This window comes from Sphingobacterium sp. (genome assembly GCF_032065005.1).
Lineage (GTDB): Bacteria > Bacteroidota > Bacteroidia > Sphingobacteriales > Sphingobacteriaceae > Sphingobacterium.
Genome location: NZ_DAMBMM010000001.1, coordinates 290,795 through 311,292, shown reverse-complemented (window position 1 = coordinate 311,292; position 20,498 = coordinate 290,795). Strand labels below are relative to the sequence as shown.

Sequence of the window (20,498 nt, the reverse complement as noted above, 5' to 3'; positions counted from 1 at the left end):
TTTCAATAAATTAGAGAATTGAAAAAAATTATTAATAATCAAATATTTTTAATTTTTCGAATTAACGCAATTGAACTTAAACTAACATTCCCTAAGATTGGCGTTAGCAGTAACTTCGCTAATGATTGTAGCTTCTTATTTGGATTCCACTTTTCTTTATATTCTTGAGGTAAGTCAAAATAATACTTCCACCAAACTTCAAATTTTATGGTCAGCTCATTCCATGGTTTACCCCCTGTATAATGTATTGTTCCACTTTTTTGAATCTGATTCCAATCAGTCTCCGTATATTTTTTCAGAAAATCAGGTTTGAACTGGGGAAGGAAAAAAGTACGAATCCCGTTATATACAGGAGATAGGCCTAATACTTTCCCTTTACAATAAATATTGAGGACATCCTGATCTGGGAATTGTAAATAAGGAACCTTCAGACCATCAATAAACTTTTTCGACATATTGTCTTGGCGCATTAACTCCAAGTTCATCAGCAAAAAGCCAGAATTAAAGTAGAAACCGGGCTCACAACCAATTTCTTCTAAATATGGTATCTGTGATTCCAATGCAGCTTCATAAACGGCAGCTAAGTAGTTACCGTCTAAATCCGTTGATTCATATAATTCACCAAGATCTTTTTGAATGATAACATCGCAATCGGTATAAATTACACGGTCATATTGCTTCAGAAGCTCGGGTAATAATAATCGAAATGAGGCAGCAATGGTATATCGCTCATCTACATAAACCCCTTCTAATGCCCCATCAAGGTTTAAAAAGGTGAATTTCATCCGTTGTGGATTTAACTTCGCCAATAAGCCCTGTAGATCCTCAGGAAGATCTTTCGTTAATAAACAGATTACTTCAAATTGATATTTTGGATTTGAATTCTTTAAAATGGAAGACAAACAGGTTACTGCAGGAATAAAATAATTCTCAGTAAATGCGACTACTATTGGGACCGAAACACGCATAAAAAATATAAATTATTAGGACTTTTACTTTAACTAACGAAGTAGTTTGTCCTTGAAAAATCTAAAGTACATAATCATTTTATCCTTTCTACTTAATAATTCACAATTCTCTATACATCTTGCTTTATTTATAGGCAAATTCTTAACAGCAACATTATAATAATCATAAACACATTTTTGATAAAGAGTGTCCCATTGGATCTTTTGCAAACACAGCTTCTCAATTTCATCCTTTGGCTGATTATAATCAATTGCTCGCATCATGGTATAAAGATGGGTAATTGCCTTTATTTTATGTTCATATTTTGTTTTATCACTTGAAAGGTGAATATCTGAGACCCTAAAATCAAATAATAATTGACTTGTATTAGCTATCCCATTCTTTGCCAGCTTTACTGTACTAATGGTATCTGTTCCAAAGGCAAAAGGCAAACTGTCAAACCTTTCATTTTGAATCACTTTAGTCTTAAACATGTAATTTCCAATACATACAAACGGAATGCCTTTTACCCAATCATAAACATACTCCATCTGGCTACACTTTTCGGCCAATATTCCATCGATCTCTAATAGTTCGCCAGCATCATTTATTACTGAGACCCGAGCGCGTAAAATATCTACCTCGGGATATTTCTGAATCAGCTCTATACAATCTGAAGTAAATTCAGGATGGTAAAGATCATCATCTGCAGCTAAAACTAAATATTCTCCTTTTGCATAATCAATTGATTTATTCCATTGCGCTACAAGATCTTTCCCCCCAATATTTACTTCGTTTTTATAATAAGAAATTCTTGGATCCTGATAGGTGGAAACTATATCATATAAGTTTTCTGGAGAATTATCATCTATAATTATTAATTCTATTTCTGAATAAGTCTGATCTAATATACTATCGATAGCTTGTTTAAGGAATTTCGATTTATAAGCTGGAAGAACAAATGAAATTAACATACTTGATTATTTTTTAACGATTACCCTACCTGGAATTCCAACAACAGAAACACCTTCCTCAAGGATTGAATTTAACACAATTGAACCTGCTCCAATTTTTACATGATTCGATATTTTAATATCTCCTAAAACTTGGCAACCCTGACCAAAATCCACAAAATCTCCTATGACCGGCAAGCCATTATCATCACTTCCAGTATTGCCAATGCAACAATTCCCATGAATAGTACAGTTTTCCCCAATCCTGGCTTTAGGATTGATAATTATGGAACCATAATGTGCTAAGTGCAAACCTAATCCGAAACATCCTGCAGGTATAAAGAAACCAAGCTTTGATCCGAGTTTATTTTTCTTTCTCGTATAATAAAATTTCAACAATTTGTTAGGTTGCAAAAAAGTATAATATTCCTCAGACCTTAAGGCAACTACATATGACCTCAAAAGATATCTTTCAGAACAAAGTATCCAATCAATTATACTTTCCCTAGAAAATCTTGCTGGATAATACATTCTGTCACCTTTTATATATTGGCTCTTTGTGTAGTTTTTATATTTATTCAACATGAATATTATGATGCTACGTTCGATTTATTATTTAGAATTTGGCCTATTATACTCTCTCTTTTAATCAAATTGACCTTTGAATAATATTCAATTAACTCCCTATCCTTTGATGTCAATTTCAAAACAGGAAAATTATTAATGTTCATTTTTTGTCTACATAGGACATAATTAATCCTGTTAAAATCCCAATCACAATTTTCCTGAATAAAAAATGCACTGTCCTCACATTTTTTCAAGTACATATTTACATCCTTCAATTCTCGGCTAGCAATCTGCTCACACATATTTAACATGAGATAAGCTGGATTTGACAAGTCTTGTGAAATCAATTTATAATCCGCTCTTGTTTTTAAAACTTCAAAAAACCCTTTACTACCATGTTTTATTATTGGAGAGAACATTTCAAGCCAACGGTTAATAAAATAATTGTTCGGCCCTGTTGCTAAAAACCAAGTTTCTACAATGGGAAACTCTTTACAAACAGTACTTTTCTCACGGTAATAACCGATCAAATCATAATGGTTTGAATTACTCATCTCTTCTATCCAATCTAAATTATCTACCAGAATAGTAGTCGCATCTAACCAAATACCACCATTAATCGACAGTAATTTCAATCGGATATAATCTGCTTTGTGGGCAGCCAACATGTCTTTATGAAAATCAACTTTTGGGATGAAATCAAAGAGATTGATTTCATTCAACACCGTAAATTCATAGGTAGGGTTTTTCCTTTTGTTGTTTTCAATTATTGCCTTTATCAAATCTGGAACCTGTAAAGAATCCCAATAGATCCATACTTTTTTAGGTATTTTGACAGAGGAAATAGTATTCTTTTTAAGCAATGAAATATTACTTTCTAAATGATGTGTTCCATTCTGAATGCAACTATTCTTTAGAAAATTAACTCCAAAACTTTTAATAAAATTAACTAATTCCTTTTCAATCATAAAACATGTTTGTTATTTATTCAAAAACTTTATTTTCTAAGATTTTCAATTCAATAACTGACCAATAAAACTTCTTTTATTAATCAACCTCAACTCCTCCAAACTATTTAACAGAGACCTATCCCCTGATGTCAACTTAATGAGTTTATAATTTGATTGACTTGCGTCCAAACGAGTTAGGGCATAAGAAATTACATTAGAATTCCATTCATAGTGATTTTGTAAAAAGAAGGCATTTGCTTCTGCTTTGCGTAGATATAAATTATATCCAAGTGTGTTTCTTTGAGCAATCTGACAAGCCAGGTAAACCAATAAATATGAAGGAGGCTCAATGTTTTTCTGGATTATGGCATAATCGTCCCTCTCCTTTAAATTCTTAAAATATTGGAGACTTCCCATTTCCCTTAATGGACTAAGGACTTGCAGCCAATCTTTTATAAATTTGTTGCCGACCTGAGAAGCTAAAAACCAAGTTTCAATAACTGGAAAGTTGTTATCATAGGTATTTACTCCCCTGTAATATCCAATGACATCGTATTTGTTCCTTAAAGAATCCTGATATATCCAGTTCAAACTTTCTTGTAAGATGATAGTTGCATCCATCCAAATCCCTCCGTATCGATATAACAATTCTAATCTTATTAAATCGGTCTTATTAGGAACAGGAACTTCGGTATGGCAATAAAAATCAGGTAGATAACTTTTTAGAGTATGACTAGAAAGAACCCTAACTTCAAAATCGGGATTAAGTTTAATTATTTTTTCTATTGACCCCTTTACGATTTGTGGCAACTCATCTTCTTCCCAATAGATCCAGATTATTTTAGGAATATCATCCCTTCTCTCCTGAGACTGGCATATTTCAATAACAGCCTCCTCATTGGAGAATAGCGGAAGATTGAAAATCCTCCTGCTATATCCAGCAGCAAGGCACCGCAGAACCTTTGGATATTTTGAGAGATTAAGCGCCATAAAGTTCAAGGTTTGAAAAGAACATTGCGATTATTGCAGCTCTTTTGAATGAAATTTTGGTAGCCAACCTTTTTATTAAATAGGCTGCATTACTAGGCGAAATCTTAACCATGATCTTGAAAAGGTCCATAAATTCTTTCCCAGACAAAGCAGATATACCTATATCTTCAGAAATCCTCTGGCTCTGAAGAACAAAATTGTTTTTAATACTATTGACTTTTGTGTAGTTTTTTAGATTTAAAACAGCCTTCAATACATGGATGGATTGGAAATAGATAGATTTCTTTCCAAAAATAGAAATATTGGACATCCTATAAACCGCCATAAATTGCGGTAAATAGCCGTATTTGCCCATTTCACCATTTAGAAACCACAATACATAATCCCCAACAAGTGAATGTTCTAAAAGATCGATAGATTTTAAGTTATTCCTACAGAGTACAGAAGGAGTATGGATAAAATTACCATTCGATATTTCTTCAATAGTTTTTTTACAACTTTCCTCCTCTTTATTCAAGGTTTCATGCATAAACCGACCCTCTTCATTCTCATATAGTAGAACTCTATGGTATACAAGGTTGCAATCTTGATTTTCATTCAGGTAATCAACTTGTCTCTGGATTTTTTTCACATCGATCCAATAGTCATCACCCTCACAAACAGCGATAAACTCTCCTTTCACTTGCTTAAAGGTCCAGATAAAGTTTTTGATGGAACCTTTATTAACTTCATGATTATAATACCTAATAATAATATTAGGCGGACAGGGATTCTCTTTTATATATTTCTCGACGACCTGATGAGTATTATCTGGTGATTTATCATTCGAAATGATTAATTCAATAACCCCATTAAACTCCTGACTCACAACCCCATTGATTGCTTTTAAAATAAAATCTTCATGTCCGTATGTAGTCATTACAACTGAAACATCTACATTTCCTTGTTTATTTTCGTCCATAGTTAAATTCTCAACAGGTTTCAGTCATTAAACAAAAACCTATTATTTGATAAATAGTTACTACTTATGTTAAAAATTGTTGTTTGTTTGGCGTAATTAAAAGGGATTTAAATCAATTCAAATTGATCTAACATATTATGGATTTCTTCTTTTGTGTTGAACATCAGTGCATCCAAAATGGACAATCCTGGTTCAAATTCTCTGTATCCTTGTTTATATTCCTGAAGATTGATTTGATGAAAATACATATCAATATCAGCATTGAAATATTTTGTTCGATCGAAGAAACTCATACCTCCAATTGGATTTATGTAAGTAAGCTTTGCTCCTAATCTTTTACAGATATTCAATGCCCATTCATCTGAATCTTGAGGTTGATCAATTTTAATTCCCATTTCAGAAAAAATTGATATATCACGCTCCATATCCAAATACTTACATATTTCAGTAAGGACATGACGGTTCAATGAAGTGATATTATCAAAATCTTTTGAAAAAGTCTTTCTCAAAAAATCCATCACTAACTCGTAATTCGGCGCAATTTTCTTATAGATTTGAAATTGTGCTAGTATTTTCTCTTTCCAAGGTTTAGTGTTATCTAAAACACAATCTTTAATTAAGGTAGATCTTCCATTTTCTTTTTTCAATGGAACCTGGATATACAACCATCCTTCCTTTTGCTTTAAAATCCGATTTCTTTCTATCCAACCCCGTCTAATGAATTGGACGGTGTCCAAGAGAATAAACCTATCAGTATGTTTAATCAAACTGATATATCCTAAATAAGGAAAGAAATATGGCTGCATTATACCTATTTTTTTTCTAAGCATAATGAACTTGTTCTAAGATGTTACTATTATTAGCGTGTGTTTAGTGTGTGTGATTTTTTCGAGTACTATATCCCTTTTTATATCATATCACATTTGTTTTAAATTATAAATTTTATTCTAACTATTAACCTTAATAATAATTGTTGGTTTTTATTATTTTCCCTGGCACACCTACAACTGTACTGCCATCCGGAATATCTCTATTTATCACTGAACCTGCCCCTACTATCACCCTCTTTCCGATTGTAATATTTGGCAGGATGGTACAATTTGTTCCTAGGAAGCTCAATTCCCCTATTTTACAATGTCCTGAAATCGCAGTCCCAGGGCAAACTTCAACAAAGTCCTCAATTATCACATCATGACCAATCGATGCCATTTGATTGATTAAAACTCCTTTACCAATCTTAACATCATTGGTGATGACTGAATTCAACATCACATTTACCCCTTCTGCAACCTCCACCCCAAAAGAACCAACCTTACTGGTCTGGGAAATTAAAGAAAATGGTATTCCTCCTGCTTCAATAAATTTTCTGAACGCTCCAGCTCTTAATAATGGTCCTCCTAATCCTAAAACAAACCTGTTATCGACATTTGCAAAATAATCACTTGCTTCACTAAGGTTTCGCAGGACTAAAAACTCATTATATAGCTTATCAGGTAAATCAGATGATACATCATCATAAAATACGATATTGCTTTTATTTACTGTTTCCAAACAAACCTCCAAAACTTCTTTTGCAAGGCCTTTGGCTCCAAATATTAACATGTACTAATTGTTTTGACTTCTTAAAATAATGCGGCAAATCCAATCCACCTCATCATCTGTCAATTCATAGTACAATGGTAAACATAAGACCCTCTTCGCTATATCATCAGTAACCTTCATTGATACTGGATCAAGATAAGGTAAACTTGAAGACAAACTAGGGTAAAAATACCTTCTTGTGAAAATTTCAAATGTATCCAAAGTGGATTTGATTTTTAGTAATAGATCTTCTGACTCTATTACATAAACCAAATATGCACCATTTTGGTTTGAATTTTCAAGCCAAACAGGTACTGTTGCTTTAAAATTCTTTAGATTTTCGGAATATCGTTGTATAATTTCTAAGCGTCGGCTGATAATCTTGTCCAACCACTTAAAGTTGACCAAGCCCATCGCTGCATGGAATTCCGAATTTTTCCCATTTAAACCCAGTTCAGAAAAACTGCTATATCCAGAGATTCCAAAATTTCTCATGTAAGCGATTTTCTTTAACAACTCTGGATCCTTTGTAACAACCAATCCTCCTTCAATACTGTGATAAAGTTTTGTGGCATGCAAACTACAAGTACTTATATCACCGTATTCGAAAATTGATTTACCATTCACCTTTACCCCAAATGCATGTGCCCCATCGTATATCACCTTTAAATTATGCTTTTTGGCAATTTTTTCAATAGCTTCAACATCACACGGATTTCCATAAACATGGGTAGCCAAAATAGCACTTGTATCAGGACCGATAGCCTCTTCTATTTTCTTAGGGTCTATATTCAAAGTTTTAGGATCAATGTCCACAAATTTTGGTGTACAGCCCTCCCAAACAATGGAAGAAGTGGTGGCAACAAATGAAAAAGGGGTGGTTATGATTTCTCCGGTTAAGTCTAAGGCTTTGATTGCCAATTGAAGTGCTACTGTACCATTAGTAACATATAATAAATGGTTTACATCGAAATAATCCTTCAGCTCCATCTCCAGTTTACTGGCAAGAGGCCCCATATTTGTAAGCCAATTCCTAGACCAAATACTGTCCAAGTATTGCTTATAATCTTCTATTGGAGGTAAAAATGGTTTTGTTACAGGTATCATTTAATTAATTTCGAGTTGGAAAATTAAATAAATGATACCTCTTTTTATTGAAAAGCCTTAATTAATCTTTTGTTTGTAGGACATCCTTTACAACCTCCAGATATTTATGACCGAATTTTAAATCTGGCTCCAAATGATTGCCTTCAGCCCATTCATTCCATGATTTAATAAAAACAATCTGGTTCTCGGGATCATATTTTTTCACCATCCTGACCGCATTGACCATTGCCTTTTTAAACAGTTCAGGCGTAGAATCATGAAGTATGAATCCATTTAATCCGCTTCTTGGGCTGTTATCCCAATTTGGAATCACGGTTGGATAATATATATTGTTGCCCGAATTCTCATCAAATTCTTGAATGGCATCCTTATAATTATAAATCCTAACAGGACGCTTAAATATTTTTTTATAATATTTATTTAACCTACTTGTCTTCGCTCTCCTATATATGTCAACAAATTTATTTGCAGATCGTAAATAAGAGTCCTTTGTATGAGCCGCAGGAGTCAGAGCATCAAATCCATACTTTTCAGTTTCCCAATCTGGGTCGACATTAGTCGCAACTAAATGAATTCCTTCGAGACCATTCTCAGCAGCTAATCTTCTAAAGGTTGAAACAAACAACGACAAGTCAGGAATTTCCATTGGTTTATACACCATAAACAATGGCTTCCCATCGACCTTAAAATAACGATTATCTTTAAATGCAGGTAATATGCTGTAGAAGTGATCTATATAATCTTGCTCTCCAGGATAAACCTGTTCAACTAGAATGGTTTTAGGATTACCATGCCAGATTCCACTCCAGGTTTCATTTGCCCAGGCTAGACAAAACGGGAAATCAGGAGTTCCTGATTCCAAAACCTCTTGAAATGGCCGCTCCAATATCCGGCGTCCATTTCCAAACCAATAATGCCAATAACAAAATGCAGAAATACCATATTTCTTTGCCAAATCTGCCTGCGCAATCCGTGCTTCAGAGAGTCGCAAGTCGTAAAAACCCAAGTCTGCAGGAATATGTGGTTGATAGTGCCCCGGAAACATTGGTTTTGCTTTTGCAACATTTGTCCATTCTGTAAAACCTTTCCCCCACCATTCATCGTTTTCTTTAATTGGATGAAATTGTGGGAGATAGAATGCGATTGCCTTTACTTTCCCCATGATGTATTAACTAATAGGTAAATGAATAAAATAGTTCAGTTTTAATGATTAAACACCCTTAAGACGCTGTTTTTCAATGACTTTATTATACCTAAACAAAATACCAAGAAATTTACGCCAAATGAATAAAGATCTACCAAAAATCGCGCCTGAAATGGTTAAATAGTAGAAAAATGGCTTATAAAATTTTAAAATACCGCGGGTATTCAGAGCCTTCCGAATACAGGTGTTTAAACTTACAATAAAATATTCTTGATTTTCGGGAGAAACAGTCATTAATTTAACATGGGAATACTGTTTTAGAATACCAAAATTGTCTACTTCCTTATAGCTTGAATCAATATCTTGAAGAAAACTGTCCAAAATAAAAAACTGATCCACTAACCTCCGTCTTTCATTTTGTACAGAAATAGTGACTGAATTAGGATTATGTCTATAGAAATAAGTTTCTCTGAAATTGAAGGCTAAACTTTTTATATACTTCCTTAAATGATAGGTCCACAACACGTCTTCATTCACGATCCCCTCCATGAAGTAGATTTCATACCTTTTTAAGATATCCAAGCGAATAAGCTTATTGCAAGGTGAAATAGGTAAGCTATTGAAAACGTTTGCCCGAACCCAATGTATATCACAAGAATAATCTGGATATCCTTTACCAGAAATTTTAAGAACATGATTGATATTTGCTACCTCACTTAATATCTCCCCTTGAACAATATCAACACCTGGATGTTTAAATACATGGTAAACCAACTCATCGATACAAGTTGAGGAAATGGCGTCATCACTATCTAAAAAATAAATATAGTCTGACTGACTTTCTCTGATCCCTCGGTTCCTAGTCCCTGAAGCCCCTAGGTTTTTCTCATTCTTAAGCAACTTAAAATCGATATGTCCATTATAGCCGTCAATTTTCTTTTGAAGAATATCATAGCTTGCATCAGTACTCCCATCGTCAATGAACATGCAGGTCAAATAAGGATAGTTCTGTAGAGCAACTGACTCAAAACACTCTCTGATGTACTTTTCAACATTAAAAACCGGAACAATAACTGTTACTTGGATCATGTGTCCAATATAGGGATATATTAACAAATTGTAAAATATTAGGACAATATTTTAATTACAATTTTCTAATAATTCACATTAAAGAATTAAGCTAATTTTTACTCTCCCGAAACCCCTTATTTTATCTTTAAACTCAAACCAATTGAATACATTCGAAAATAAACAACGCCTAACAGACCAAACAAGGAATAAATCTCAGAAATATAAGGTAAGCCGACTTCAGATTTATACTTTCTTATTGCAATTAAAAAGCTTCTTTTATCTTGGAACCCCCTATTGCTTTGGATCAATAACTGTGCAAAATCCCACAAATACTTTTTTGTAGCATCTGACTTTTCAATTTGATTTTTCTCAGAACCAGAGGTACTATTGCTAAAAACCCTCACTAGCACACTGGAATCGCTAATGAAGTAAGTTTTATTGAAACCTGACATACTCAAAATTAAATAGTCATCTGTGTGCCAAGCTAGAGGGTAAATTTCAAAACCTACCTCATCAAACCTTACTCTCCTAAAAACATGCTCGCTGAGACTACTGTTCAGTCCTCCCGCAATCTTTCTTAATATTAGATTATAGGTGTCATAGTAACCAGTCCTAAAACCACTATAAAACCTCTCTTCCCTCTCTCCCACAAAATCAAGTACCGTATTAAATTTTAATACATGACACCCTGATTCGATGAATGCTAAATTCTTATAAAACTCTTCTACAAAATTTGAGGCAATGGAATCATCATCACCCAATATTTGAAACCAGGGCTCTTTAACCTCATTCAAAATCCTCATCCATTGAAAAGCTAAATTTTTCCCACCTAGGTTTTCGGAATAATTGAAATAGAAATACCGGTCCGATGATAAATATTTTTCAATGATCGGCAAAGGATCATCAGCGCTTAAATCATTTCCTATGTAAATAGAAAACCTCTTATTGCTTTGGTTAGCTAAAGATTTTATACATTCTTCAAAATAATCAATCTTGAAATAAGGAATTACTATTGCTAATTCGTTCATCTCAGGAGCTTAACTTTTAAAATGGTTTCTTTATAGCCTAGGCGCAAAATCTTCAAATAGCTGGTTGAAAACTCTTGACATACCAGTAGTGGCCACTTCCAATTCGCATAGGCCAATTGTACTATCCCTTGAACTAAGATCAACCCTAAAACTCCAAACGAAAGATAATTCAAAACCAGGAAATCACCGATTGCAACAAAGAAACCAGCAATAACAGACGACTTCAAAAAAGGAACTTCGTTTTTGGTCACTATCAAGGTTCCAAAATTGGAATGGTTATTTTCTAGAATTACAACTAAACAATATGCCATCATGATATAGGCATTTGGCAAAACTGCATTAGAACCTATAAATTCTAGCACCATTGGGCCCAAGAAAATCAAAAAAGAGGCACCCATAATAAATAAGGAGAGATATACGAACAATGCAAAGGAGAAAGTTTGCATCAGCTCCTTCGATTTTCCAGAGATTCGCAGTGAAGCAAATGTTGGGTTGTAACTGTTGATCAAAGTTCCTGAAACCACCCCAATAATACCCACCAATTGAATTAACAGCCCATAAGATGCCACCTCCTCACTGCTCAGGTACAAACCAGCCAAAAACATACTGAGGTTATTAATGGCATAGGCAGAGATAAACACCAATCCCAATCTACTTGAATTGTGCCAAATCTTTAGAAACAATTCCTTTCTTTCTTCAGGTTTTGGTTTTATTCCTTTCAGCTTTTCCTTGAAATCACGGTCATAAAAGAAACGATAAGAAATAAATCTATATACAAAAGTGGAACAAAGACTGGATATCGCCACGCCAAAAAGCCCATAGCCCATGTACAAAAAGGAAATAGCTAGAGAAATATAAACAACTTTGGAAATGATCCCGGCGATCTTGGCTTTGCGGATCAATCCCCGTCCTATCAACAAAGAATCAAAATAGGTAAAATAGAAACTCAGAAAGATGGAAATAATGGTAAAAATCCAAATCCAAATCACATGGTTCACACTTGTAAAACCATTGGTGACACTGTAGATATACCAGGTCCCAAACGTACAAAGAACTATCCCAGAAAAAATAGCAATCCGTAGATATACGAATTTAGCCGTATTGATCATATTGGCGAGAAGATTATAATTAATCTCTCCTAATCCATTTACTTCTTGGATACCCTTTTTATGAATTTCTTGAGCTCCACTAAAAACATAGGTAATATTCCTTCCGAACTGTGGCGCAAAACCAAAATCGAACAAGGCAACCATGGACCCCAAGGATCCAATCAAATAGTTTAATGCAATTTCCTCTGTTGAAAGTAATCTTAAAATAATAGGAAGGATGAAAATACCTGAAGCTATTCCAAAAAATTGCGCTAAATAACTCCAAATAACATCCTTTTTGGTCAATTTAACGCCCATAAAGTTGTTTAAGTCTCTTTATTCTTGCGGCTACCTTTAATCAAGTCAATTAATATAGCCAATTCCTTAGTCTTTAATAGATAAGCAACGCCAAAATAAGTACACAAATATATGGAAACAGATATTATCAAACGAATTAAATCGTGGTAATTTATAAGTAAATATTGGTCAATTAGGAAAACGAGAGTACCTACAATTAACGCCCTGATAATACTCGGCAACAAATCAGCAAATTGTCTCCAAATAGGGTAATTAATAAACTTAGAAGTGTAATGGGTATTTATGAAGACCGTGATGACTGAAATAATTACACTACCCCATACCAAACCAATCATTCCAAATGGCAAACAACATAAAATGACTGAAACAATAACTATCTTTTTGAATACCTCGATTTTCAAGTAAAGATCGGATCTCCCTTTTGCCTGCAAGATATTAAGGTTATACGCATGGATTGGATAAAAAATCCCTCCTATTGATAGAATTTGAAAATATTGGACTGAAGGCAACCATTTATCTGTCAATAAAAAACGGATCAATGGCTCTGCAACTACTACCATTAATACTGACAATGGAGCTATCAGGAAAATCACAACCAAAATAATGCTTTGATAATATTTTTTCAAAGCAGCATCATCATGTGCTAGTTTGGCAAACAAAGGAAAAGTAACCCTATTTAATGCTCCAGCTATATTTGTAATCGGCAATTGCTTTAATGAATCTGCCCTATTGTAATAACCCAATTGGGTTGGAGAAAACTTCTTACCAATGATTATATTGTACAAATTATTGAAAATCGTATCCAGTAATGAAGAAGCGGTCAATTTCACACCAAAGGAAAAATGGTATTTGAATTTCACTTTATCAAAGACAAAAGAAGGCCTCCAATCACTATACAACCAATATTGTAAAGTATAAACAAAGTTTTGAACTAAGGAAGAATAGATCAGTGACCAGACCCCGAACCCATGGGTCGCAAAGAAGATCCCAGATGCACCGCCAGCCAGCATGGATGGTAGCTGAATCTTGAACGCCCTTTTGAAATTCATCTCTTTAATGACCTTTGTGGCTTGCACGGCCGCAAAGGAATCAATGATCAAGATGATGGCATAAGTCCTAATTAATCCTGTAAGAACCGGGATTTCATAAAAAGCGGCAACAAGTGGAGCTGTAAAAAAGATGATGCAGTACAGGATAACACTGACACCAAAATTGAACCAGAATACAGTGGACATATCCCTTTGGTCGACATCTTGGCTACGGATGAGGCTATTCGTCAATCCCCCATTTACCAAAACAGCGGAAACACTCATAATTACCCCATACAAAGCAATTGTTCCAAAATCAGACGGCAATAAAACCCTTGCTAAAACTAGGTTTATGACAAAACCGATCAGTTGTGAACCAAACTGTTCAGCAAAAACCCAAAATACCCCTTTAGCAGCTTGCTCTTTAAGCCCCATGCTTTATAGTTTCAAAATTTTTAATATAAAATTATGATTTTATATTATTTCCCGAATTCTGCATTCAACATTCTCCTTAAGCCTTCCTCCATGGAATATGGGGGAACAAAACCTGAAGACATCGCTTTTGTAGAATCATATTTAGTAACTGCACAGAATTTCTTCACACGAACAGAACTGATTGTCAGTTTTTTTCGGCTTAAAAATGCCAACACATCAAAACCATATCCTCCTAGCATCCCGATCCAGTAAGGAATATGGGTAGTCGGAATCTTTTTTCCTAAAATTTCACCAGTATGGTAAACCAAATCATTGGTAGTAAAATCAGGCTTGTCTACATAGTTATATACATTATAACCCTCTCGCTTATGTTGAATTAAGAATTCTAGGAATGCCACGACATTACCAACATAGGACATAGACTTTTGATTTTTCCCATCACCGATCATCATGAATTTACCTGATGCAATTTGGTTCAACAGGTTAAAAACATTTCCTCTGTTTCCTTCTCCAAAGATTACTGTAGGGCGAACAATATTGATGTTCCAATCAGCATGGGTCTTATACCATTCTTGAAGAACCTGTTCAGCCTCCCATTTGCTTTTACCGTAATGGTTAAATGCATCCGCTGGGAAAGATTCATCCGGATTATCCTTATCCAAGCCATAAACCGCAACAGAACTGGTAAAGATCAGCCTGCTAACACCATTAGCTTCCATGGCTTCTAGGGTATTCCTCATCCCCTCCACATTCACATCATAATAAAGTGACGTCGGAGAAACATCATCCCTATGCTCTGCAGCTAACAAAATCACCACATCTTGCCCCATTAAAAGCTCCTTTAATCGAACTTTATCAAGAACATTTGCAATCTTCGTCAGTTGTGGATAACTAGAACTTTGTTGTTTATCAATATTGATAAGGTTTAGTGTGGGAGTATCAATGAGGTTTCCAATTAGCTTTGTGCCAACAAAACCAGAACCACCGATAATAGCTATATTCATCTATAATCTAAATGTTATATTTTATTTATTAATGTGACTGAAACTGCGTCTGGAGTTTCACCAGCTTTCACTTCTTTGCCCTGAGCCTCTGTGAACTGAGCAGCTTCAACTTTAATCGTTCCTTGTTCCATCTCCTGATTAACAAGTTTAGCGTTTCTTTTGTTCACAAAATAATTGAAGGTCAAAGTAAACAAGAACCATAAAACAAGATCCAAAAGAACAACTACGTTATTACTAATGAATTGAACGGTGATAATATTAAAAGCACAGAAAAATAAAGAGAGACCGATGATGCTCATCATGGCACTCTTGTGTGATAGACCTGAACGAAGTAATTTATGGTGCAAATGGCTACGATCCGCCTTGAACAAAGGCAAGCCCTTATACCATCTGATAAATATTACCCTAGCTACATCAAAAACTGGAACGATCAATGTTGAGAAAGCTACAACAATAGCTCCTTCTGAAAAAGGCTTGATACTCTTATTGTTCATAGCAAAGCTAATGGCTAAAAATGCCATAGTATAACCTAAGGTCATACTGCCCGTATCCCCCATAAATATCCTTCTCCTCCTTTTGGATGCACCAAAAACATTATAATAGAAGAACGATATTAAAATACCAGTGGTAATAAATGCCAACAAGGCATGGATCCAGGCATGGTAAAAAGCAAATAAGGTTCCTAACACCAAACAACCAACTCCAACCAAGCCAGAACATAGTCCATCCAAACCATCAATCAGATTGATCGCATTGATAATAAGCACAGCAGCAAAAACCGTGAGCGGAATACCAGCCCATGCTGGCAGATAAGTTAGGAACATCAACCCATACAGATCATTGATCCATAATCCTGCTAGAGGAAAGAAAGTAGCCACCAAAATCTGGGCAACAAACTTCCATTTATAGCTTACTCCAATTAAGTCATCTGCTATACCAATGATATAAAGGATTACCAATCCACAAATTAGCATAATGAACATTGGAAATACTTCCCATGTCACAATGCCCAAATTGACAAAATTGGTCTTATAGACTAATACAACGGTAATGGCTAATAAACAACATTGAATGGGAACAAATGCAACTCCACCTAATCTTGGGATAATACTTTGGTGGACTTTTCGAGCATCAATGGGATCAAATAACCTCTTCCTATATGTTATAAGCATAATGTATGGGATGATAATCTTCCCAAGAAATATGGCTAATAAGAAAGGAACAAGTAGAATGATAAACTCCATCGACTTAATTTTTAGACTTTAGCTGCCAGCTGATTTAGTAACACTATATCTAACCAACAATTTAATTTTGCTTTATAAAATGAGCATTTGTTTGGAACAAATTTATAACATATTTAAGGGGCAAACGACTGATTAAGCCTATCCACACCTTATATTTCTCAATTTGTAGCCCAAACCTTACACCCTCATTTATGTGCTTAAACATCTAATTTCTAAGACTTATCAAATTTACTAAGCCTTTATTAATACCATTAAGCCAATTATTAAACCCATAATTTAGGGGTATAGGACAATATCTAGATTATTGCAAAGGAATTAATACCATAACCCCAGTAATAGGGTCTGAAATCAATAATTATATTATAAAAATATAAAATTTAAATTAATAAATAAATTATTTAAAGATCTTTTTCCAAGCAGAAATCTTCGCGGGACGAACGCCTTCTTCGAAAACCGCATCGGTATCAAACGCTAGATCATGTGCCATTTTTTTAGTTATTGCCCGATAAATCACCCCCCAATCTGGTAGACCACCAAAGTTTCGGTCATCAATAAATAAATCTGCACTTAGTTTTCTTGGACCTTTACTCCGGTCCTCTTCAGGAAAATTCGAATTATGAGCGTAAAATTCCAAACCTTGATCTTTACAATAATCAATGGCCTCCTGTAACAATTCACCTTCCCTCACCGTCCACAATATCAATATATGATGCTCATTCTGTAATTGCCTCAAAATATCTATTGCAAAAGGAATGGGTCTCCCAATCCTTGGGTATCTATGTTCAACAATGGTTCCATCAAAATCAACCGCAATTACCATCTTTCAATATTTTTTATCTATTACAACAAATTCCAGTCCAAATCTTACTGAATTCAGCCAACACATATACAGATTTTTAAGACTAATTCGAGACAAATTAGGTCGTTTTTTCATAATGAAAAATCCTTTTATTCAAAATATAATTTTGTAAAAGTTACAATAGCTCAATTTTTTCAAAATTTAATTAGGCAACCATTAAAAACCTAATAAACTACTCTCATTGAATTTAAATCAACCTTATCCTTTAATTTCCTGAAATACCTTAATAAGCCGAATCCCCTTCCCCCACAGCTATCCCTTGGATAAAAATTAAGTTTTAATAATTTAGCGCCGCAAATTTCACAACTATTCACAAAATAATTATCAATCATGAAAGTATTAAAAGTTGCTTTTTTATCTGCTGTTACCTTCCTTAGTTTGCAAGTCTCAGCTCAAGAGTCTGAAGGTGAGGAAATCCTAGAGATCGACACAACCAAAACTTGGACCATCATGGGTGAAAACACCTTCCTATTAAACCAAAGCTCCTTTTCTAACTGGGCTGCAGGTGGTGTAAACTCCTTGGCGGGAAATCTAATTTTCAATTACGATTTCAATTACAAAAAAGACAAATGGAATTGGGATAATAAATTGATCGCTGCCTATGGACAGACCTACCAAAAAGAAACAGATTGGAGAAAAAACGATGACCGTTTCGCTATTAACAGTTTACTAGGCTACCAAGCTGCTGAAAAATGGTATTACACCTTTTTCATGAACTTCAACACCCAATTTGCAAATGGTTATGAATATAAGGGTCAAACTAGAGGCAGAAAGATTTCTGCTCCCTTTGCTCCTGCATATTTAAGCTTCGGTCCAGGTATGGCATTCAAAGAATCAGACAATTTCAAAATCAATATCTCTCCGGCATCTGCAAGGTTTGTGATGGTGGGAGCTGAAAGCCTAAGACCGGATTACGGTGTTGACCCTGATAAATTCTCAAGAAATGAATTTGGTGCAGCTTTAGATGCTTACTATAAAGTCGGACTAATGGAAAACATTACATTTGAAAACATCTTGAAATTATATTCAAATTACCTTCAGGATCCTCAAAATATTGATGTTGACTATTTGGCAAACCTAAATCTACAGGTAAATAGGTTCATTACAGTAAATGCGGCCGTTCAACTGGTATATGATGACAACGTGAATGTTCCGAAAAGCGACGGCACTAAAGGCCCAGGACTACAAGTTAGACAGATTCTTGGAGCGGGTGTCACTTATAAGTTTTAAGAATCTTACAGAAAATTAATAAATCTATTAAAAGCGGCTAATAGGCCGCTTTTTTTGTGCCCTTCCCCTTCTTTCAATTCGAATATTTTCAAGTTGCCAGAAACCAAAAGACTGAAAACCTGTTGTTTAATAAAGGAAACAAAACATAAAATCTTATTCAAAATGGCTAAAATAGTTGCAGAAAAATTGGTAGAAATGCTCGTTGAAGCGGGAGTTAAACGAGTATATGCAGTAACAGGTGATAGTTTGAACTTTTTCAATGAAGCAATTAGAAAAGATGGTAGAATTCAATGGATCCATGTTAGGCATGAGGAGGTTGGTGCTTATGCCGCTGCCGCTGAGGCAGAGTTGGATGGTTTAGCATGCTGTGCAGGAAGCTGTGGACCTGGGCATGTGCATTTAATCAATGGGGTCTATGAAGCCCATCGAGCGCATGTACCTATGATAGTGATCGCATCAACTATTCCAACCAATCAAATGGGAACCGGTTATTTCCAAGAAACAAACACCTATAAACTATTTGATGACTGTAGCGGGTACAACCAATTGATTACTACGGCGGAACAGGCTCCCCGTATCATTCAATCTGCAATTCAACATGCAATTTCTCAAAAGGGAGTTAGTGTCATCGGATTACCTGGCGATGTTTCTGAATTAAAGGCCAAAGAATCAATAACCTCAACTCAAATTTTCCGATGTAACCCAATAATAAGACCCTCGGACTATGAACTTCAAAAAATCGCTGACCTCCTAAATAAAGGATCGAAAATCACTCTTTATGCTGGAATTGGAGCAATAGGTGCTAGACAAGAATTACAGCTCCTGGCACAGAAACTAAAAGCTCCAGTAGGCTATAGCTTTCGGGGAAAAATGAATGCACAGCTGCCTCCTCCCTATGATGTGGGAATGACTGGCCTTTTAGGCATCCCGTCATGCTACCAAGCCATGAAAGAAGCGGATGTACTGCTATTGTTAGGTACTGATATGCCTTATGATGATTTCATGCCTACGGACAACAAAATAATCCAGATTGACACAGCGGAAGAAAGGCTCGGCAGAAGATGTAAGCTCGACCTTGCAGCTGTAGGCGATATCCGAGAAACCATCCTTGCTTTATTACCGCTTTTAAAAGAAAAAGTGGACAGTGCCTTTCTGGACTCATTGGGCAATTTTGCAAAGAAAGTACAGGAAAACCTTCATGAGTATGTGGACGATATTGGCACAAATGATGCCATTCAACCAGAATTCGTTGCCGATGTGATCAACAAGCATGCAAGTCCTAATGCCATCTTTACCCTTGATACTGGAATGACCTGTGTGTGGGGTGCTAGGTATATACAGCAAACCGGCGACCGTAAGATGCTTGGATCCTTTAACCATGGCAGCATGGCTAATGCCATGCCTATGGCTATTGGAGCGGCTTTAGCCCATCCTGAAAGACAGATCATAGCTATGTGTGGCGATGGTGGCCTTTCGATGCTGTTAGGGGATTTAGCAACCATAAAACAATATAATCTACCCGTAAAGCTTATTGTTTTTAACAATAGAGCTCTAGGTATGGTAAAACTTGAAATGCAAGTAGCTGGATTGGTTGATAACCAAACTGATATGCAAAACCCAGACTTCGCTAAAGTGGCGGAAGCCTTCGGCATTCCAGCTATGAATATCCACAAGCCTGAAGAGGTAGGTTCGGTCATCGCGGAAACCCTACGCGTCGATGGTCCATTCCTATTGAACATCTTCACCAACCCTAGTGCACTGGCAATGCCGTCCCACATCAGTGCAAATCAAGTCGTGGGCATGACAGAAAGTATGGGAAAACTCATCCTTGGAGGCCGAATGGACGAAGTCTTTGAAACCATCAAATCAAACTATAAACACTTAAAAAGCATATTCTAAATATAAATAGGGCAAACTATCAGTTTGCCCTATCCTACTATCTTTCAAAAAGTTTAAAAACGGTCAACCCTATTTAGGGATGGAAAATGGACA

At 35.3% G+C, this 20,498-nt stretch carries 19 protein-coding genes; 2 read left to right on the top strand and 17 right to left on the bottom strand.

Annotated elements, in window-relative coordinates; all coding sequences use genetic code 11:
- Nucleotides 1–38 precede the first annotated feature (38 nt).
- The 17 genes from RT138_RS01345 to RT138_RS01265 form a co-directional block, all read right to left on the bottom strand.
- Nucleotides 39–968, bottom strand: coding sequence for a glycosyltransferase family 8 protein (locus RT138_RS01345; protein WP_313189187.1), 930 nt, complete (start codon nt 966–968; stop codon nt 39–41).
- 33 nt (nt 969–1,001) lie between these two features.
- On the bottom strand, nt 1,002–1,922 hold the full coding sequence (locus RT138_RS01340) for a glycosyltransferase family 2 protein (RefSeq protein WP_313189186.1): 921 nt from the start codon (nt 1,920–1,922) through the stop codon (nt 1,002–1,004).
- A gap of 6 nt (nt 1,923–1,928) precedes the next feature.
- Nucleotides 1,929–2,486: a hypothetical protein gene (locus RT138_RS01335; protein ID WP_313189185.1), complete on the bottom strand. Its 558-nt coding sequence runs from the start codon at nt 2,484–2,486 to the stop codon at nt 1,929–1,931.
- Nucleotides 2,487–2,491: 5 nt separating this feature from the next.
- Nucleotides 2,492–3,436 carry a capsular polysaccharide synthesis protein gene (locus RT138_RS01330; RefSeq protein WP_313189184.1) on the bottom strand — a complete coding sequence of 315 codons (945 nt, stop codon included), beginning with the start codon at nt 3,434–3,436 and terminating at the stop codon, nt 2,492–2,494.
- 45 nt (nt 3,437–3,481) lie between these two features.
- Nucleotides 3,482–4,408 (bottom strand): glycosyltransferase family 32 protein, encoded by a 927-nt coding sequence (locus RT138_RS01325; RefSeq protein WP_313189183.1) that lies wholly within the window; start codon nt 4,406–4,408, stop codon nt 3,482–3,484.
- Entirely contained in the window at nt 4,398–5,369 is a 972-nt protein-coding gene (locus tag RT138_RS01320; protein WP_313189182.1) for a glycosyltransferase family 2 protein, read from the bottom strand. The genes RT138_RS01325 and RT138_RS01320 overlap by 11 nt, the downstream gene beginning before the upstream one ends.
- A gap of 107 nt (nt 5,370–5,476) precedes the next feature.
- Nucleotides 5,477–6,199, bottom strand: a complete 723-nt coding sequence (locus tag RT138_RS01315) for a WbqC family protein (RefSeq protein WP_214649487.1) — start codon at nt 6,197–6,199, stop codon at nt 5,477–5,479.
- Between the two features lie 130 nt (nt 6,200–6,329).
- On the bottom strand, nt 6,330–6,971 hold the full coding sequence (locus tag RT138_RS01310) for an acetyltransferase (protein WP_313189181.1): 642 nt from the start codon (nt 6,969–6,971) through the stop codon (nt 6,330–6,332).
- Between the two features lie 3 nt (nt 6,972–6,974).
- Nucleotides 6,975–8,057 (bottom strand): DegT/DnrJ/EryC1/StrS family aminotransferase, encoded by a 1,083-nt coding sequence (locus RT138_RS01305; protein WP_313189180.1) that lies wholly within the window; start codon nt 8,055–8,057, stop codon nt 6,975–6,977.
- Between the two features lie 61 nt (nt 8,058–8,118).
- Nucleotides 8,119–9,219, bottom strand: a complete 1,101-nt coding sequence (locus tag RT138_RS01300) for a glycoside hydrolase family 99-like domain-containing protein (RefSeq protein WP_313189179.1) — start codon at nt 9,217–9,219, stop codon at nt 8,119–8,121.
- Nucleotides 9,220–9,267: 48 nt separating this feature from the next.
- The gene (locus RT138_RS01295) at nt 9,268–10,290 is read right to left on the bottom strand and encodes a glycosyltransferase family 2 protein (protein ID WP_313189178.1); all 1,023 of its coding nucleotides are present in this window, start codon (nt 10,288–10,290) and stop codon (nt 9,268–9,270) included.
- Nucleotides 10,291–10,406: 116 nt separating this feature from the next.
- Nucleotides 10,407–11,300 carry a glycosyltransferase family A protein gene (locus tag RT138_RS01290; protein ID WP_313189177.1) on the bottom strand — a complete coding sequence of 298 codons (894 nt, stop codon included), beginning with the start codon at nt 11,298–11,300 and terminating at the stop codon, nt 10,407–10,409.
- Nucleotides 11,297–12,706: an O-unit flippase-like protein gene (gene wzx / locus RT138_RS01285; protein WP_313189176.1), complete on the bottom strand. Its 1,410-nt coding sequence runs from the start codon at nt 12,704–12,706 to the stop codon at nt 11,297–11,299. The genes RT138_RS01290 and wzx overlap by 4 nt, the downstream gene beginning before the upstream one ends.
- Before the next feature lie 8 nt (nt 12,707–12,714).
- Nucleotides 12,715–14,169, bottom strand: coding sequence for a lipopolysaccharide biosynthesis protein (locus tag RT138_RS01280; RefSeq protein WP_313189175.1), 1,455 nt, complete (start codon nt 14,167–14,169; stop codon nt 12,715–12,717).
- 44 nt (nt 14,170–14,213) lie between these two features.
- Entirely contained in the window at nt 14,214–15,173 is a 960-nt protein-coding gene (locus RT138_RS01275) for an NAD-dependent epimerase/dehydratase family protein (RefSeq protein WP_313189174.1), read from the bottom strand.
- Nucleotides 15,174–15,187: 14 nt separating this feature from the next.
- Complete coding sequence (locus RT138_RS01270) at nt 15,188–16,345, bottom strand: MraY family glycosyltransferase (RefSeq protein WP_313189173.1); 1,158 nt, start codon at nt 16,343–16,345, stop codon at nt 15,188–15,190.
- Between the two features lie 466 nt (nt 16,346–16,811).
- Nucleotides 16,812–17,237, bottom strand: coding sequence for a BT0820 family HAD-type phosphatase (locus tag RT138_RS01265; protein ID WP_313189172.1), 426 nt, complete (start codon nt 17,235–17,237; stop codon nt 16,812–16,814).
- 369 nt (nt 17,238–17,606) lie between these two features.
- Between RT138_RS01265 and RT138_RS01260 the strand changes: the two genes are divergently transcribed.
- Together RT138_RS01260 and RT138_RS01255 are read left to right on the top strand one after the other, a co-directional pair.
- The gene (locus tag RT138_RS01260; RefSeq protein ID WP_313189171.1) at nt 17,607–18,506 is read left to right on the top strand and encodes a DUF3078 domain-containing protein; all 900 of its coding nucleotides are present in this window, start codon (nt 17,607–17,609) and stop codon (nt 18,504–18,506) included.
- Between the two features lie 162 nt (nt 18,507–18,668).
- Complete coding sequence (locus tag RT138_RS01255) at nt 18,669–20,405, top strand: thiamine pyrophosphate-dependent enzyme (protein ID WP_313189170.1); 1,737 nt, start codon at nt 18,669–18,671, stop codon at nt 20,403–20,405.
- The last annotated feature ends 93 nt before the right edge of the window (nt 20,406–20,498 follow it).

Bases quoted from the DNA above. Each gene is read 5' to 3' on its own strand.
- RT138_RS01295 (WP_313189178.1), bottom strand. From the start codon at position 10,290: ATGATCCAAGTAACAGTTATTGTTCCGGTTTTTAATGTTGAAAAGTAC.
- RT138_RS01260 (WP_313189171.1), top strand. From the start codon at position 17,607: ATGAAAGTATTAAAAGTTGCTTTTTTATCTGCTGTTACCTTCCTTAGT.
- RT138_RS01275 (WP_313189174.1), bottom strand. From the start codon at position 15,173: ATGAATATAGCTATTATCGGTGGTTCTGGTTTTGTTGGCACAAAGCTA.
- RT138_RS01305 (WP_313189180.1), bottom strand. From the start codon at position 8,057: ATGATACCTGTAACAAAACCATTTTTACCTCCAATAGAAGATTATAAG.
- RT138_RS01335 (WP_313189185.1), bottom strand. From the start codon at position 2,486: ATGTTGAATAAATATAAAAACTACACAAAGAGCCAATATATAAAAGGT.
- RT138_RS01270 (WP_313189173.1), bottom strand. From the start codon at position 16,345: ATGCTTATAACATATAGGAAGAGGTTATTTGATCCCATTGATGCTCGA.
- RT138_RS01315 (WP_214649487.1), bottom strand. From the start codon at position 6,199: ATGCTTAGAAAAAAAATAGGTATAATGCAGCCATATTTCTTTCCTTAT.
- RT138_RS01280 (WP_313189175.1), bottom strand. From the start codon at position 14,169: ATGGGGCTTAAAGAGCAAGCTGCTAAAGGGGTATTTTGGGTTTTTGCT.
- RT138_RS01300 (WP_313189179.1), bottom strand. From the start codon at position 9,219: ATGGGGAAAGTAAAGGCAATCGCATTCTATCTCCCACAATTTCATCCA.
- RT138_RS01310 (WP_313189181.1), bottom strand. From the start codon at position 6,971: ATGTTAATATTTGGAGCCAAAGGCCTTGCAAAAGAAGTTTTGGAGGTT.
- wzx (WP_313189176.1), bottom strand. From the start codon at position 12,706: ATGGGCGTTAAATTGACCAAAAAGGATGTTATTTGGAGTTATTTAGCG.
- RT138_RS01290 (WP_313189177.1), bottom strand. From the start codon at position 11,300: ATGAACGAATTAGCAATAGTAATTCCTTATTTCAAGATTGATTATTTT.
- RT138_RS01325 (WP_313189183.1), bottom strand. From the start codon at position 4,408: ATGGCGCTTAATCTCTCAAAATATCCAAAGGTTCTGCGGTGCCTTGCT.
- RT138_RS01320 (WP_313189182.1), bottom strand. From the start codon at position 5,369: ATGGACGAAAATAAACAAGGAAATGTAGATGTTTCAGTTGTAATGACT.
- RT138_RS01345 (WP_313189187.1), bottom strand. From the start codon at position 968: ATGCGTGTTTCGGTCCCAATAGTAGTCGCATTTACTGAGAATTATTTT.
- RT138_RS01265 (WP_313189172.1), bottom strand. From the start codon at position 17,237: ATGGTAATTGCGGTTGATTTTGATGGAACCATTGTTGAACATAGATAC.
- RT138_RS01330 (WP_313189184.1), bottom strand. From the start codon at position 3,436: ATGATTGAAAAGGAATTAGTTAATTTTATTAAAAGTTTTGGAGTTAAT.
- RT138_RS01255 (WP_313189170.1), top strand. From the start codon at position 18,669: ATGGCTAAAATAGTTGCAGAAAAATTGGTAGAAATGCTCGTTGAAGCG.
- RT138_RS01340 (WP_313189186.1), bottom strand. From the start codon at position 1,922: ATGTTAATTTCATTTGTTCTTCCAGCTTATAAATCGAAATTCCTTAAA.